Genomic DNA, 15,608 nt, shown 5'->3' on the forward strand with positions numbered 1-15,608 from the left:
TAATGATAGGTATGACAGGAATAATGAATTCAAAGAATTTGGTTCGCTCAGTGTTAATAAACATATCGTCACGTAGTGCATAGAGAAATCTAATGTGTCGTTTCACGCCTGCATTTGCATTCACTAAACAGTTAATTTCCCGTAACGTAACAAAAATGTCAGAATTATTGAATCGATCTAAATCCTCGATAATTACAAGTTCGTAATTAGTACTTTGAAAGAAATATATTATCTCGTCTAAATGACGATTGAGTATGGACGTTTCATCATCACACGCAGGTTTAATCTCGACATTTTTTAATGAGATCCCCTTAAGCGATAAGCCAAAACTTTTAATATAAAAGTAATGAAGTAACGCCCATAAAAATATTACTGCAAATGAAAAAAAGCCTAAATCAACAATATTATCGAGTACAGGTGGAGTAAAATAAGAGCCGTTAATGATATCTTCTCGCCGCTCCATTATGTACCAGATTGAAATAACCCCAAGCGTTATATAGAGTGATTTTAATAGTGCTCCAACGCCTGGGGACTGAATTCTTTTAAATCGCGAAAGAGGTAATTTGTTTGCATCAGCACCATAAAGCATCTGTTGCAAAATACTTCTTTCAATCTCCTGACGACTCACATTCTCCTCCTCAGAATTATTTTCGGGTACAAAAGTAGCAAGAGAAATATGAAGTGGACGCCGACGATACGTTTTCAGGAAAGCTTGGATGATGCTACTCTTGCCTGAACCATATGGGCCAGTCAGAGCAATATTGAAAACATTTGGATTCTTTATTGCAAATATTAGAGCATCAGAATATATACCATCCTTATCTGCTTTATCTGTTGGTGCAAGATCAACAAACTTCTCTTGTAAATCGGTGGAAGAATATTTCTTTTCCAGCCAAGAGCCAATGTTATATAACCTTTGGGCAATCCACCCAGCAAATGAAGCTGTGTATTTTTTCATAAAGTTCTTATTTTCTTATTCATTCAAAGCTTACAGAGGAAAGTAAATACAGAGATATGACTGATATTTGGCCAATCATACTTTATATATGCATATGAAGTCATTCTGCTAGTAACGCTTTGTTACTGTTAATAGAGAAATTGCTGTAGAAAATATCAGAATTGATATTGAACTAAACGAAAAGGTCATACACATAAATAAAACTAATCCAAAATCACGTTAACACATAAGAATGAGTATTTGTTCAAACCAATAATGGGGCAAAAATAAGCCAGCGCACAACGCGCTGACATATGCCAACTGTGAAGTGTGAAGTCATACAGCTAACTCATACAATACTCCCTAAGTATTTTATACACCGTATTTCTTGATAAACTTGACTGCCTAGCAATATCAGTTATCGAATAATGCTGTTTGCGAAGATAAATAACCTTTTCTTTTTTCGCTAATGATACAGGCTTCCTTCCCTTATACTTACCAGCCACTTTTGCAGCAGCGATTCCCTCCATTTGGCGCTCACGCCGGATATTTAATTCAAACTCAGCGAATACTGCAAGCATATCTAAAAAGGCCTTTCCAGACGCCGAATTTGTTGAAACTGGTTGCTCAATTGCAGATAGAGTAATTCCTGATGCTTTTAGATCACGGACAAGCTGCTGCAAGTCGAGTACTGACCTAGCAATTCGATCTACACGTGTTACAACTAGCATATCTTCTGTACGTAGATATGCCATTAAGTCCTTCAATCCCTGCCGCCTAGTATCAGAACCAGATGCAATATCAGAGAATATTTTGTCACAGCCATGATCACGTAATTTTTGCAGTTGGACTTCCAGCGACTGATCTAATGTCGATACACGTGCATAACCTACTTTACTCATACACTTTGCTCATTTAGGTACTAGACTTTATGAACATAGTGTCAATTTATTCAATTCACCACTCTAAATGAGCAATAAACAACTAAATTCTATATGTTGATTTAGAGTAAACCTCAAATGAGCACCTACATGCCTTATTCAATCACTAATGATATTGTTCTGACCAAGGCAACCAAATTAGGAAAAACATTTCTGAAAGTTATTAGTACAAATCAAAAAACTGTGACGCTACAAGATATCAAAAACAAAGTAGATTTCATTTTCGACAGTAACCATCTTGAAACATTAATCGAAAATGGCTCTCTATTAGTCGCCCAACCCGACGAACTTGAGTCCATTCTAAAAAGTACACAAGAAGCAATATTGCCTATCGAACAACAAATAAATAAAGAAAGAATTCGTAGACTTAATTATGTTAAAGGAGCACTTGAATCATCAGTTAAGTATGGATCACAGCCGAAACTTGCTGCTTACGTTAGTATTCGTTCACTTGAACTGGTTGATACAAAACCACCCAGTGCAGTTTCAGTATATCGATGGATTAATACTTACCTCAAAAGCGGTCAAGATGAGTTAAGCCTCAATCCAAAGCTCAATAATCGTGGCAATCGTTCAGCTAAGGTATGTCCTGCTCAAGATCAACTAATTGATGCTTTTTTAATTGCATGTAATAAAAACATGAAGATGATGACGTTGTATCGAGAATATCTAGAACGACTTAAATGTGAAAATGATATCAGGGAGAGTAACCATCAAGAAAAAATAATAGCAATTTCTTCTGAAGGATTTCGTAAACGCCTAGACAATATTTTAAAAACGAAAGAATAATATAAATTTAGGCTTGCTTGATTTGAGGTTAAAACAATATTAAACTTGTTTCTTATTAAATACATCCAAGGGCATATTGACCCAATTAATATAGAATCAACAGCAATACTAAAATCTATCTAAAGCCAGAGAAAGACAATGTTCTTACTCTGACTTTTTCATTAAATTAAAAATTCGATAAACACCAATTACAACTAGCTTGTAAAAAATTAATAGTTATCAAAACCGAAAACGAATGGTTTAGTTGTCATTGCATATAAATTAATACCTTTACGCAGAGATATACCTATAAATTTACGCAGCCGCACTTAATTTAAACTTAAATATTATTATGTTAATAACTTTTTTACTTTAAGTTGATATTCATAAATACTAATTTAATATGTCTGTCTCAAGACCAAAGTGATCCAATATCAATATCATCACTATCTGGGCGGCTACCATTAGGCATTTCACTAAATTGAACAACCATTGGAATATCAAATGATGTACCTGTGATCACCGCACAACCTTTTGATAAATTAGGTATCATTTGTCGTGATATATCATCAAGTGAGCTAATTGTATTTTCTAATAACGTGAGATCACGATCATTGACCAGTCTATGAATGAAAAAATTATGTAGCTGAGACATAATTGTAGGGGAAATATCAGCTGGCCTTTGGCTTGATAGCGTTAAGAAAAAACCAAACTTACGCCCTTCCTTAATTATTTCTTCAAATAACTCCAAACGATAGTCTTTCCAACTTTCACTTTCCCGATTTGATTGTGTTGACAGAATATTATGCGCTTCGTCAATTATCATATGGAACGTTTGTTGAGGAGGGTTCTGGTTCAGTACCTTCTGCTTATGCATACCATAATAAAACTTAGCTAATAAAAGTGGTAAAACTTTCTTTATTTCTTGATTGGTTTTTCTAAGGGATATCACCGACAATAAAGCCTCTACTGGCTGTTTCTCAGATATTTCAAACACGCGATCTAACGCTGTTAATGATGCTTCTACTCTCTTTAGCAGAGGTTGAATATGGTCAAATTGAACATAACCGCTAATTAAATCAGAAAGCAGTTGAATATTGATTCTCAACTTTAACTCACTAAATGGCGATAAATCTACTATATTTATTCCGTTAATTTGTTGTTCACAATGAGTTCGAAAGGTCAGGTTATTTTCACCACCATCTAAAAAACTTGGACGTGCTCTGCAAGGGAAGTACAGAGTATTTTGGTTACTATGCCAAGCCATCTCTCTAACTGTCTGTTGTAAATCTTGCGAACCAACAAGTTTGGCAATTTCAGCTATAAGCTCTACAAATTCTTTTTTCTGGGATGTACTTACAAGTGCCCGTTTAACTGTGGATTGAACATATTTCTGCAAACTATCCGTATACTGTTGGTACTTATTTCGACCTGATACAACACGCTTTAAAAAAAGGTTTTTGTGTGTTCTCAGTAGCTTTAAATAAGATACCAAATAGTTCTTCGTCCCAAAATATCTCGTTTGTCAGTGGGAATTTATCGCCATCATTATTACGAGTATCTAATTCGTATACTTTCTTACCCTCATTCTTCGCTATAAGTTGGTCATTGGTATACTCGCCATTAAAATCGATAATAATAAAGTGACTTTTCCCACCAAAACTATCGCGTTTATTTCTAAACAGTGTTGTATAAAGATTAGTTAAGGTATTCGATTTACCACTACCAGTGTTGCCAAAAACACCCATATGAGTATTAAATAACTTTGACCACGGTAGTGATACCGGTATTTCTTCAATAAGTGTTTCACCAACGATAAAACTATCGTCAGTTTTCCCAAAAATTGATTTAACCTGTGTATCACTCATTAAATAAGCAACATCACGGATCATTGGGAGATGTTTAATACCTTCAAAGAATTCATCAAATTGAAAGTACCCTATCGGTGATAATTCAACTTTACGAATATAGCAATTATTCTCTTCATCCTTAAATCGTTCATCGAGGTATTCGCCTTGAACCCTCGCGACAATATCCTTGAATCCTCGGCGTATAAGAACGAACTCTTGGATTGAAACGCCATTGAATTTTTCACCATTATAGAACAACGTTTCTTTGTTAGACTCTTCATAAAGCTCGATAATAATGTTCGTGCCTTTGACTGAGATCACTTCACCAATTTCTATACTCATAATTGCTCACCTGCAGCTATAGCTTCAAGTGATTGATTAACGATGACTTTCGCTGCATCTAACCGTTGATCTTGCTTTTTGGGTTTATATATTGTGAAATATTCATCGTTAAATAGTTTAAAATCCAATGCATTACTCTCAGAATATAGATACTTAACATTTGCATACTCTTTGAATAAGTCCTTTATCCATTCTTTCGTTGATTCGTTAAAGCACACTACATACATCGTTAATGATGGATTCGATAATGCCCGTTGTACAAGGCTAAGAATATGTTCATCTGCAAATGAAAAACCGAATACTATTAATATAGAATTAGGCCTTTCTAGCTCATAGCTTAGATGGCGTAAGATTTGGTAATAAGCCTCTTCAAAAACAGTTTCATGAAACTTCCACTTTGTAGGATTAACTATTGGCATCTTATTATATGCCGGCCAAAAGTGTTCAGAGCGAAGCACCGAAATATCACTGTCTTCTGCAAATGTAATCAGATCTGAAATCGTTTTATTTTCATCATAAAGAATCGTTTTAAAGGCATTTAAAAGCTGATTTTCAGACAGCGTAAAATCTATTTTATAACAGCTATTGCCATAATTAAGCTTAATATCACCGTTTTTATTACCTTTCGTCCAATGTACTGAACCATGTGCATGAAGCAGATTTAATTGAGGAATATACTGATCATGCGATCAAATACGCCTTTATTTACTACTCGATTATTGAAGTTTCTGGTATGAAATGTACGTGATTGGAAACCTGTACTACCGTCATTCACTTCAAATTGGGCAATTCTTTCTGCCATCAACTCTTCACTTGCAATTTCAAAACAACTGTCATAATTAGTTGTGAAAATATTCGCCCTTTTCGCTGACGCTTTTTGCTTATTTAAAACCTGAATTAACGTTGTTATGAAGCGTTTATACTCATTAATTACTTTATTTCTCATTGGGTATCTAGGACGGAGTTTCAATCCTCCAGATGCAGCAGTAGGCAAGCCAGGCTTAATACATTCACGGTAGTACAACATAAATAGCAATGTTGTCATTTCTTGATTGTTTTCATACTTTTTAGCGAGGGTTTCGAAGGTACACTTTTGGCCATCTAATTCTTTTATCTTAAGTGCTAGCGTCGGTAGAAAACCACTTGATGCACCAGCACCGACAAGAAAGTTTAGGTTATGATCATAGATTTTATGTAAGTTAAATTCAGAAGTCATTTGATCCGGATAGCTCAGCAAAGTAAAACCTGATATACAGGCAATTAATAGCGACCATATTATATGAGAAACTTGTTGTTTATCGTTACATTACTTCATTGTTTTACAATTAGTTACGAAAATATTCTAATCGCATAAGCCGTTAATGCTAATTTCATAACACTAATAAATTTATATAGTACATTACGAATCATATGTACTAAATTATTACTAATATAATCTACTGTTTTATAGAAATAAAATTAATTTAGTACATAAAATGCTATAAATTTATAAGTTGGTTGTATCAACATTAGCTACAGGCTAGGATCAGTGTTCATTGATGGCTGAACGGATGCCACCATAGGGGTAATCGCTTGACACATTTCGGCTAACGTTTTGGCATCTCGTTGTGGTTGATACCAACTATTTAATCCTATCTGGACGGTCGTTACAGCTTCTTCTGGTGTCATAGTGCCATTTAACACTTCAGCACTGGTTTCCCATAATTGCAGTTCAAAATCAGGTGTACCACGTGACAATATTTGCGCTGAATTACGGATCGTAGAATCGCAGTTGTTGCGCCATGTTATCATTTCATTTGCTATCGGATGTTTTACATCAAAAAAGTGATTTGATAGTGAAAAGAATCCCGGTATTGCATTAGTTAGTAATTCAGCAAATTCAGCAGTGGTCATCCATTGTAAAAATACGGTTGCGGCGACATTTTTTTCTGATGCGGTATTTAAGCCCATGCCTAAATCAGTATGATCACTGATGTAACACTCATCGCCTTTATTAACCACAGGAGGAGCAAATACACCGAAATCAACACTATTAGCAAAAGTAGAAATATCCCACGACCCCGTTGGATAAATAGCGGCTTTACCGGTTTTAAATAACTCAATAGCATTGGCATAGCTACGCTGCTGATAATTGTTACCTAAATATGGTCTCCAACTTGCCAATTCACGGTATACATTAAGATATGCAGGGTCAGTAAAACGTTGTTGCGCTTGAATTAACCCTAAGCGTCCATCTTCACCTTGCCAATAATTAGGTCCGATATTTTGAAACCCCATTGTCGCGGCTTCCCACTTATCTTTCGTGCCCAATGCTAACGGCACATAACGTTGGCTGGCTTTAATTTTTTCAAGTACCTGTTTAAATTCAGTGGTAGTCGCTGGCACTTGCAGGTTTAGCTCTGAAAAAATGGTTTTATTGTAAAAAAAACCATGAATAACGGACGCCATAGGTAAGCAAAATGTCTGAGCGCCAGAATCTGTTTGCCAGGGCCCTAAGGCAAAACTAGGGAAATTTTCCATGCCTTGCATTTCAGTAATATCACTAAAATGGCCTTGCTTAAATAATGTTAATGAACCATCAAAAGGACGACACGCAATCAAATCACCAGCCTCCCCCTTGGCTAAATCACTATTTAACTGTTGATTAAACGTCGATGGATCAGCTGGAGAGCGATAGGTAACTTTAATCTTCGGGTAATGTTTATTAAACGCTGGAATAATGGTTTGTTCCCAAATAGCATTATCATTCCGCCACGAATCAATCACGACTTCACCACTAATTGGCTGTGCATTTGCTATCGCCAAAGAGGGAACGAACAATACTGAGTAACAAAACACTTTTGTTAACGTTTTAAAAGAGTTACGTGCACATTTAGACACTGATAAAGTTTGCATAATTAGACCTTAAAGCGTTCAATCAATTGACGTTGTTGAGTTGCCAGTTGTGATAACGCTTCGCTGCTTTGTGCAGACTCCCTCGCTTCACTTTCTGCGTTATATGCCACTGCAGCAATACCGTTGATATGCTCCGACACATCTTGACTCACAGAAATTTGTTCTTCTGTCGCATGGGCTACTTGAATAGCCATATCTAAAATAAGATGCATTCGCTCAGCAATTGTTTGTAATGCAATATCTGTCGAACGAGCTTGTTCAACACATTGCTCAGTTTGCGTTTGCGAACGGGTCATCACTTGTGATACTTGCAACGCGTTTTGCTGCAAATTAGTGATCATTTGCTGAATTTCTTCCGTTGATTGTTGGGTGCGATTGGCAAGTGCTCTTACTTCATCGGCAACCACAGCAAATCCGCGACCTTGATCGCCAGCGCGAGCAGCCTCAATTGCAGCATTTAGAGCTAACAGATTAGTTTGTTCTGCAATACTACGAATAACACCTAAAATACTGCCAATATTTTTAGAAAATTCAGATAACTTTTGAGTAATAGCTACAGCTTCTGTCATTTCAACCGCAAGTTGCTCGGTGATAGTACGGCTGGTTAACACTAACTCTCGTCCTTGTTGCGCAGTTTGGTTAACTTCATTTACTTCTTCAACTGTTTGTTCTGAAGAACGTGAAATTTCTTTGGCGCTGACTTCTAATTCTGAAATAGCCGCTGCAACTTGATCAGTTCGAGACTTTTGATCTTCAACACGATTCATGGCTTTTTCGCTAGTAAGTGCAGTCTTGGTAGCTTCTTCCACTAAATGAGCAGAGCCAACATTTATCTGGGTTAAAATCTCGGCCATGCTTGCAGATAATTGATCAATTGAACGTGATAATGCACCAAATTCACACCGTGATTGATAATTTGTCCGTTGTGTCATATCACCAGCGGTCATTTTTTTTAATACTGCGTTAATCTTAACTAAAGGCGTATGAATACTTTTCGCGGTCGTCACGGCGACAACTAATGCAATGACAGCAGAAATAATAGCAGCAATAATAATACTTAATGTCGCTTGATTTGCAGCGTCATCAGCAGCATCTTGACTTGCCTTAGCATTCGCTTGAGCATATTCCATATATGCTGTTAATGCTTGCTGCGTTACGGTTACTTGTTGATTTGATTTTTCATTTAATGCAGTGAGTTCTGTGGCTAGGCGATGCTGTTTTTCCATCACCGCGAGCATGCTATTTCCCCCTAATGTCAGCTCATAAACACGGTTTAGATTTTTGCTATAACGTGCTTTTACATCTTTAGTGACATCAATACGTGCAATACCTTGCTTCGCCATTTCAATATCTTTTGTTAATACTTTCGATAGTGCCTTAAGATCTGTTTGAGGATTGGCTCGACGAACATTTTTTAAATCACGGCTAATACCGCTGGTGATCAATTCCGCTCTATTGCGCAATGAGCGTTTATGGCTAGCACTTTGAATAAGTAAATTAGCTGCTGATTGGTAAGTATCTTCTAAATGAATAAATTCAAGATTTAATCGTTGATGCTGACGTTTAACCTCTAGCCATTGGTTATAACGTTCAATGGCAGAACTTGATGATGCAAAAAAAGTATTTGCTGCCGATAATGCCGTTGTTAATTCAACCTGTGCTTTTTCATCAGTAGCATAGCTTTGAGCTTGTTGCTCTAATAATCGAAACCGATGCTCCGCTTTTTGAACATCAACTTTTTTTAGCGCTAATAAATCAATATTGGTTGTCGTTTGATAATCAATCACTGTTAACTGATTTTCTCGCAGACTGGCTAATAGCTGGCTGGCAGAGATCACCATAGGTGTTGATATTTCGGTAACGTGCTGTAATCGACTGTGGATTCTATCTGTATTACCATAACTTACCCCACCGATAATGAGAATAAGCACTAGCATTAACGTAAACCCAGCAATGGTACGTTGAACAATTGAGAATGACATACCGCGCTCTATTATTAAAGAAATGAAACCACTACCAATAATTGCATCAATAATGGATAGTCGCTAAATATAATTATTTCGGCACTCAAAATAAAAAAATATCAGCCATTTCAATACATAGATCACACTATTTTACTTCTATATTTCCATAAGACATATAAGCCTGCCGTTAATGAGAAATTATTTCACCAGCGAATGATGACTTCACTATATTAGAAACACTATTTCAACATTTAGCGTTTAATAACGATTTGGCTATAGCTTTATATTTTAAATATTAAACTTTATTTTAATCCCAAATACAGAAAACACCCTTTCTGTTTGAATATTGAACTAAATCAATAAATTTATAGTTATTAACAAATTTCAATTAACTATATGTTGACTTTGCCAGAGGCTGCACCAAATCTAGCTTTAGCGCATTTCCCACAGAGTTATGCACAGCTTCTGTGGATAAAGACATTTTTGGGGATAAATAAATAAAACATAGTGTTATTAATTCAAACAATATATCCAACAACACAAAAAACACCAACTCATTGATTTTAAATAAATTAAAAAACAAGAATCATTACCCATAAATATAATTACTAAATAAATCAATACCTTTATTAATTTATTTCATCATTAAAAATACATATTTTGTTAACAAAATGCTACTTATACATTAAATAACACTGTAATTTATAAATACACCAGCATTAAATCTTCGAAATTTAAACAAAATAAAAATAACATTGCGATGTATTATAAATTCAGTAATTTTACACTATCACATTGTTTATGTTGAAAAAAAATGGAAACCTATCAATAAAGTAGATTTCCATATTCATCACTCTAAATCTGGCTGTTAATAACAGTTTAATCGTATTGCTATTACTATTTTTGTGCTATTTAAACTCTTAAACGTCTAAAAAACGCACTACTACAAAGAATTAATAAGCCAATAAAACCAAAACTACCACCACTATCACGATCTTTACCTATATTACAATTGTTCGCTGAAAGGCTGTCATTACAGTCTTCATCACCGCCTTGGTCATCATCTTTATCTGAAATAAAATTTGGTGGCGTAATTGGATTCGCTGGCAATTTGCTACTGTTGTCTACAATCCAATCAGTATAATTACCGACACGTGCGTAAAAGCCTGGACGTGTCATCGCTCCACAAACAGGATTACCAGCCGTACCACCACTGACAATACCTACCTGTCGCTTTTTGCCTTCACTATCGGTTGCTAAAATAGGACCGCCACTGTCACCTTTACACGAATCAGCACCAACAATAGCTCCATCACCAAGTTCCTCAATAACAACAGGTGGTAAAGCACATAATTTAGTAACATTTGCTGGGTTATCGATAATTAAGCCTGGATTACCATTAGACTCAATACGCTCATAACAAAGATCGATTGGGAAAAAACTCAACATCGCTTGCTGCAAGGTATCAGACGCTGAATCGCTACTTCCTGATGGATCCGTTGCTCCCCAACCTAATACCTCAATATTTTCAGGACGATGGTCAGTAGGAATAGGATCATTAGCCACTTCCCATTCTATTTTTAAGCGTTGTTCAATCAGCTGTGATTGCGATAATGTTGCTAATGTAACTTTACCTAAATCAACAAACTTACGGTTTACCCGTATTAGAGCCACATCGTTATCTAATGCTGTACTAACAACCTCGGTGATCAGTTGATTATTATCTATTGTCTCTTTAATTACTGCGACAGGACTAAAGTCAGGGTGTATAACGATATGCGTTGCTGAAAATAAATGCTCTTTTTGAGGATAGCGATTATCAATTAAGCCAGCACTAACTGTTATATCTGATGGCGGAATCACAAAGGCACTGTCACCACTACCTTGGACAATACAATGAGCAGCCGTTAATACCCACTGATCATTGATAATCGTTGCGCCGCAAAAAGGAGCTTCACCGTCTTTGTTGTTTCTCAATGACGCCATAAAATTATTTGCAGGATCAATAACAACAGGAATGCCACCAATCACATAAGGTGAAATTGTGTTTGATGATGAAATAGCTTTAGTTGAAGCTAATGCCGGCGCACTCATACTGGCAACAATAGCTAATATCAACGCACTGTATTTATACTGGAACATCCTTGTTTTCCTTTGAATTAATAATAATTGCTATAGCTTACCTCTATCATGTTTTATGCGCTGATCGAAACTGATACACTGCGATAGGCTTCATTTTTTGATGTAACTACTTCGCATATTACTTACTGGATTATGCCAATAGCTAACATATCCCAATAAGAGATGGTGTGGCCACATTGTTAAATATGCAACATTACCCGCTCTATTGAGTTAATAAAATAAAGCCAGCTGGATATTAAACAGTCTGTTGTACTATAAATTTCGTGATCAGGGACATGTTTGCTTTTCTTCTGTACAATAGAACGGCATAATATCGGCACAATAAATCAATGGACAATTCCCATGACTATCGAACAAGCATTAAAAACGCGTAGCGAATCAAAATGTGAGCTATGTTCTTCTGAAAATAATCTAGCGGTATACGCTGTTCCTGCTTCTGAAGACAAGAGCGCGGGTTGTTGCGTACTACTTTGTGATACTTGCCGTGGTCAGCTTGAGAATCCAGAAACAACTGACGAAAACCATTGGCGTTGTCTAAACGACACCATGTGGAGTCAAGTTCCTGCTGTTCAAGTTATGGTTTACCGCCAGCTTAAGCGTCTTTCTGCTAAAACTGACTGGGCTATGGACCTAGTTGATATGATGTACTTAGAAGATGACGTGAAAGAGTGGGCTGAAAAAGGTCTTGTTGAAGAAGAACAAGCTTCAATCCCTACCCGTGATGCAAACGGTGCTATCCTTCAAGCTGGTGATAGCGTAACTATCATTAAAGATCTACCAGTTAAAGGTTCAAGCATGGTTATCAAGCGTGGTACGCCAGTACGTAACATCAGCTTGACTGACAATCCACTTCACATCCAAGGTCGTGCAGACGGTGTGCAAATGGTGATCATCTCTGCTTACACTAAGAAGTAATTCTTACTGTATTGAGAATAAAGAAAGCCCTTGCTGTTTAATCACAGCAAGGGCTTTCTTATATTACGCCAGTAGTTTTTTATTGGTCGTTTTATTGTTACGGTTTAACCACAACAGTACGAGCCAATTTATCATGCCAACCCTGCTTTTTTTATCCCACCCGACCCACATTAGGCCAAGTCCAAAAGGAATAGTTGACACAAAATAGCCTAAATAACGAATCACCGATTGTTTTACGCTGGGTTTATTACCGGTATTAGCATCAACTATCTGTGCTTTAATGACCATTTTCCCGGGTGTGGCTGATTTATAAATCCAAAATAAAATCACTCCAATAAACGGTAATAAGTAATTGATCATTACATCCATCGGCCCAACAGCATAACTATCGGTTGATGGGTACATTTCACCATACGCAAGGTACATAAGTGGCGCTGTAATCAAAGCGACAATTGCGGTATCAACCAAACTGGCTAATACTCGCGGCCAAAATCCGACATATGTCATTGTTGTTTGCTCATTCATATCGAGATAGCTTTCTATTTATAATAAAGTTAATCAATCGCTTACCTATTTTCCCATACGGTGCATAGAGATACTTAGTTGAACTCAACGCAGCTTGTTGCATTACTGGGCGCATCTTGGACAATCGTTCAAAACCTTCACGGCCATGGTAATGCCCCATACCGCTGTGACCTATGCCACCAAAAGGTAAATCATCCTGCGCGACATGTAACATAACATCATTCAATGCAACACCACCTGAACGTGTTTGGTCTAATACTTGCTGTTGTACTGCTTTATCATTGCTAAATAAATACAACGCTAATGGACGCTCTCGAACATTAATATAATTCAATGCTTGTTGAAGGTTCTTATAGGTCACTATTGGCAATAATGGACCAAAAATTTCACGCTGCATGACTGCCATCGTATCTGTTGGCTGACAAATAAGTTGTAACGGAAATTTGCGGCGTTGGGGATCAGGAACTGAATGAGGGATTAAATTAATCACCTTTGCTCCCTGCTGCTGTGCATCTTTGACGGTATCACACAAACGAACAAAAGAAGCATCATCAATAATTGAGGTGTAATCTGAATGCTGAATATCGGTAAACCGTTGTGCCATGATTGATTGCGCGTGTTTAATCAGTTCATTTTCAGAGCCTTCAGGGATCAACAAATAATCCGGTGCAACACAAGTTTGACCACTGTTATAGACCTTACCACCAAGGATACGAGATAAAGCCGTATGTACATCATAATCATCAGCCAAGATAACCGGCGATTTACCGCCAAGTTCTAACGTTACAGGAACTAAATTGGCTGCGGCTGCAGCCATAACTGCTTTACCCGTGGCTGTAGAGCCAGTAAAAATCAGATGATCAAACGCTAACTGTGAAAAAGCGATACCGGTATGCCCCTCTTCAGCAATAATGCATATTTGTTTCTCACAGAATTCATAACCAAACAATTGCTGTAATAACTGACACAAAGAAGGGGAATTTTCTGACATTTTCACCATTACACGATTACCCGCAGCTAATGCCGCAACCATCGGCGCAATCGTCAAAAATAGTGGATAATTCCACGGTACAATAATACCGACAACACCCAGCGGTTGTGGGATCACTTTATTCTTTGCTGGCTTAAACCATAACGATGTATGTCGTCGCTGCGGCTGCATCCACTTTGCCAAACGCTTAATCGCATCATTAATTGATTCTAACGAAGTAAATATTTCAAGAAGTGCTGTTTCACTGGCTGAACGACAACCAAAATCAGTGGCTATTGCTTGACAAATCTGTGACTGATTTTTAGTTATCAATTGCTTTAATTTTTTTAAGTCACTGATACGAATATCTAAAGACGGCATAGGTTGCTGTATAAAAGCCTGATGCTGGCATAAGCGGTAATGTTCAAGTTTTGCAACTGATATCATCATAGGTTTATCATTTTCCAGTATAAAATCTATCAAACTATATACCTAATATACCCATAGCAATGCTACCTATAACAGCATTATTTTTGTTCTTTATCACATTAAAATCCAAGCAAATATCTTATTATTAAGAATATGTACTAAACTTAATTATCATTAAAGGACGGATTTTTTGAGGGGATAATATGACCAAACCAATATTATATAGTTTACGTCAATGTCCTTATGCTATTCGAGCACGTTTAGGTTTACGTCTAGCAGAACAAGAGGTGGAAATCCGTGACATATCCCTAAAAGATAAACCCATCGAAATGTTGACTGTAACATCTAAAGGCACAGTCCCTCTTTTAGTATTAAATAATGGCGATTATATTGACGAAAGTCTGAATATTATGATTTGGGCGCTGAACCAACATGATCCTCAAAATATACTCTTAGCAGATAGCAGTCATTTATTTACTGATATGATCAATCTTATCGCTCGTAATGACTGTAAATATATTGCCGCGCTCGAACACTACAAAGCTGATATCCGTTACCATAATCCGAATATCGCTATTTATCGTAATTTATGTCGTTCTTTTCTTGATGATCTCGAAGGTCGTCTAAACAACCACCGTTTCTTCATGTGTGATAATCCAAGCCTTGCTGACTATGCAATTTTACCTTTCATTCGTCAGTTTTCTCATGTTGAACGGCAATGGTTTCGTCATGCTCCCTACCCTCGATTACAGGCTTGGCTAGAGATGCATTATCAAGATCCTATTTTTTCACAAATAATGAAAAAGCATCCTCGCTGGCAATCTAGCAATACCTCTACCTCATACCCACATGAAACAGCATAAAAATGGGTAATCTAACCAATAATCCGAAGCTTGAGGCATTAGTAATAAGTTAAAATTATCACCCTGA

At 36.7% G+C, this 15,608-nt stretch carries 13 protein-coding genes and 1 pseudogene; 3 read left to right on the forward strand and 11 right to left on the reverse strand.

Annotated features, from left to right (window positions below; all coding sequences use genetic code 11):
- Both BTN98_RS15140 and BTN98_RS15145 read right to left on the reverse strand, forming a co-directional pair.
- The coding region (locus BTN98_RS15140; RefSeq protein WP_240616130.1) for a YobI family P-loop NTPase at positions 1-958 on the reverse strand (958 nt) is incomplete at its 3' end.
- A gap of 323 nt (positions 959-1,281) precedes the next feature.
- A complete protein-coding gene (locus BTN98_RS15145; protein ID WP_060999347.1) occupies positions 1,282-1,839 on the reverse strand; it encodes a recombinase family protein in 558 nt (185 codons plus the stop codon).
- 129 nt (positions 1,840-1,968) lie between these two features.
- On the opposite strand from BTN98_RS15145, the gene BTN98_RS15150 reads away from it, so the two are divergent.
- Complete coding sequence (locus BTN98_RS15150) at positions 1,969-2,667, forward strand: hypothetical protein (RefSeq protein ID WP_060999349.1); 699 nt, start codon at positions 1,969-1,971, stop codon at positions 2,665-2,667.
- Between the two features lie 391 nt (positions 2,668-3,058).
- Here BTN98_RS15150 and BTN98_RS20795 read toward each other — a convergent pair whose 3' ends face one another.
- The 7 genes from BTN98_RS20795 to BTN98_RS15175 form a co-directional block, all read right to left on the reverse strand.
- Positions 3,059-4,045, reverse strand: a complete 987-nt coding sequence (locus BTN98_RS20795; protein ID WP_338090215.1) for an ATP-binding protein — start codon at positions 4,043-4,045, stop codon at positions 3,059-3,061.
- A 22-nt stretch (positions 4,046-4,067) separates the two neighbouring features.
- Positions 4,068-4,838 (reverse strand): helicase HerA domain-containing protein, encoded by a 771-nt coding sequence (locus BTN98_RS20800; RefSeq protein ID WP_338090216.1) that lies wholly within the window; start codon positions 4,836-4,838, stop codon positions 4,068-4,070.
- Positions 4,835-5,257: a hypothetical protein gene (locus BTN98_RS20510; protein ID WP_205853516.1), complete on the reverse strand. Its 423-nt coding sequence runs from the start codon at positions 5,255-5,257 to the stop codon at positions 4,835-4,837. Before BTN98_RS20510 ends, BTN98_RS20800 begins: the two co-directional genes overlap by 4 nt.
- A 242-nt stretch (positions 5,258-5,499) precedes the next feature.
- Complete coding sequence (locus BTN98_RS20515) at positions 5,500-6,075, reverse strand: SIR2 family protein (protein WP_205853517.1); 576 nt, start codon at positions 6,073-6,075, stop codon at positions 5,500-5,502.
- Positions 6,076-6,350: 275 nt separating this feature from the next.
- Complete coding sequence (locus BTN98_RS15165) at positions 6,351-7,733, reverse strand: ABC transporter substrate-binding protein (RefSeq protein ID WP_060999355.1); 1,383 nt, start codon at positions 7,731-7,733, stop codon at positions 6,351-6,353.
- A gap of 2 nt (positions 7,734-7,735) precedes the next feature.
- The gene (locus BTN98_RS15170) at positions 7,736-9,715 is read right to left on the reverse strand and encodes a methyl-accepting chemotaxis protein (RefSeq protein WP_060999357.1); all 1,980 of its coding nucleotides are present in this window, start codon (positions 9,713-9,715) and stop codon (positions 7,736-7,738) included.
- Between the two features lie 894 nt (positions 9,716-10,609).
- The gene (locus tag BTN98_RS15175) at positions 10,610-11,839 is read right to left on the reverse strand and encodes a S1 family peptidase (protein WP_065190125.1); all 1,230 of its coding nucleotides are present in this window, start codon (positions 11,837-11,839) and stop codon (positions 10,610-10,612) included.
- 342 nt (positions 11,840-12,181) lie between these two features.
- On the opposite strand from BTN98_RS15175, the gene BTN98_RS15180 reads away from it, so the two are divergent.
- The gene (locus BTN98_RS15180; protein WP_060999361.1) at positions 12,182-12,754 is read left to right on the forward strand and encodes a PhnA domain-containing protein; all 573 of its coding nucleotides are present in this window, start codon (positions 12,182-12,184) and stop codon (positions 12,752-12,754) included.
- Between the two features lie 97 nt (positions 12,755-12,851).
- Here the strand turns inward: BTN98_RS15180 and BTN98_RS15185 are convergent.
- Together BTN98_RS15185 and BTN98_RS15190 are read right to left on the reverse strand one after the other, a co-directional pair.
- Positions 12,852-13,279 (reverse strand): annotated as a pseudogene (locus tag BTN98_RS15185) (RDD family protein).
- Positions 13,272-14,699 (reverse strand): coniferyl aldehyde dehydrogenase, encoded by a 1,428-nt coding sequence (locus BTN98_RS15190; RefSeq protein ID WP_231730710.1) that lies wholly within the window; start codon positions 14,697-14,699, stop codon positions 13,272-13,274. Before BTN98_RS15190 ends, BTN98_RS15185 begins: the two are co-directional and overlap by 8 nt.
- Positions 14,700-14,881: 182 nt before the next feature.
- Here BTN98_RS15190 and BTN98_RS15195 point away from each other — a divergent pair, with 182 nt between their 5' ends.
- Positions 14,882-15,541 carry a glutathione S-transferase gene (locus tag BTN98_RS15195; protein WP_060999365.1) on the forward strand — a complete coding sequence of 220 codons (660 nt, stop codon included), beginning with the start codon at positions 14,882-14,884 and terminating at the stop codon, positions 15,539-15,541.
- Positions 15,542-15,608: the final 67 nt, after the last annotated feature.

Source organism: Photobacterium aquimaris (genome assembly GCF_002954455.1).
Lineage (GTDB): Bacteria > Pseudomonadota > Gammaproteobacteria > Enterobacterales > Vibrionaceae > Photobacterium > Photobacterium aquimaris.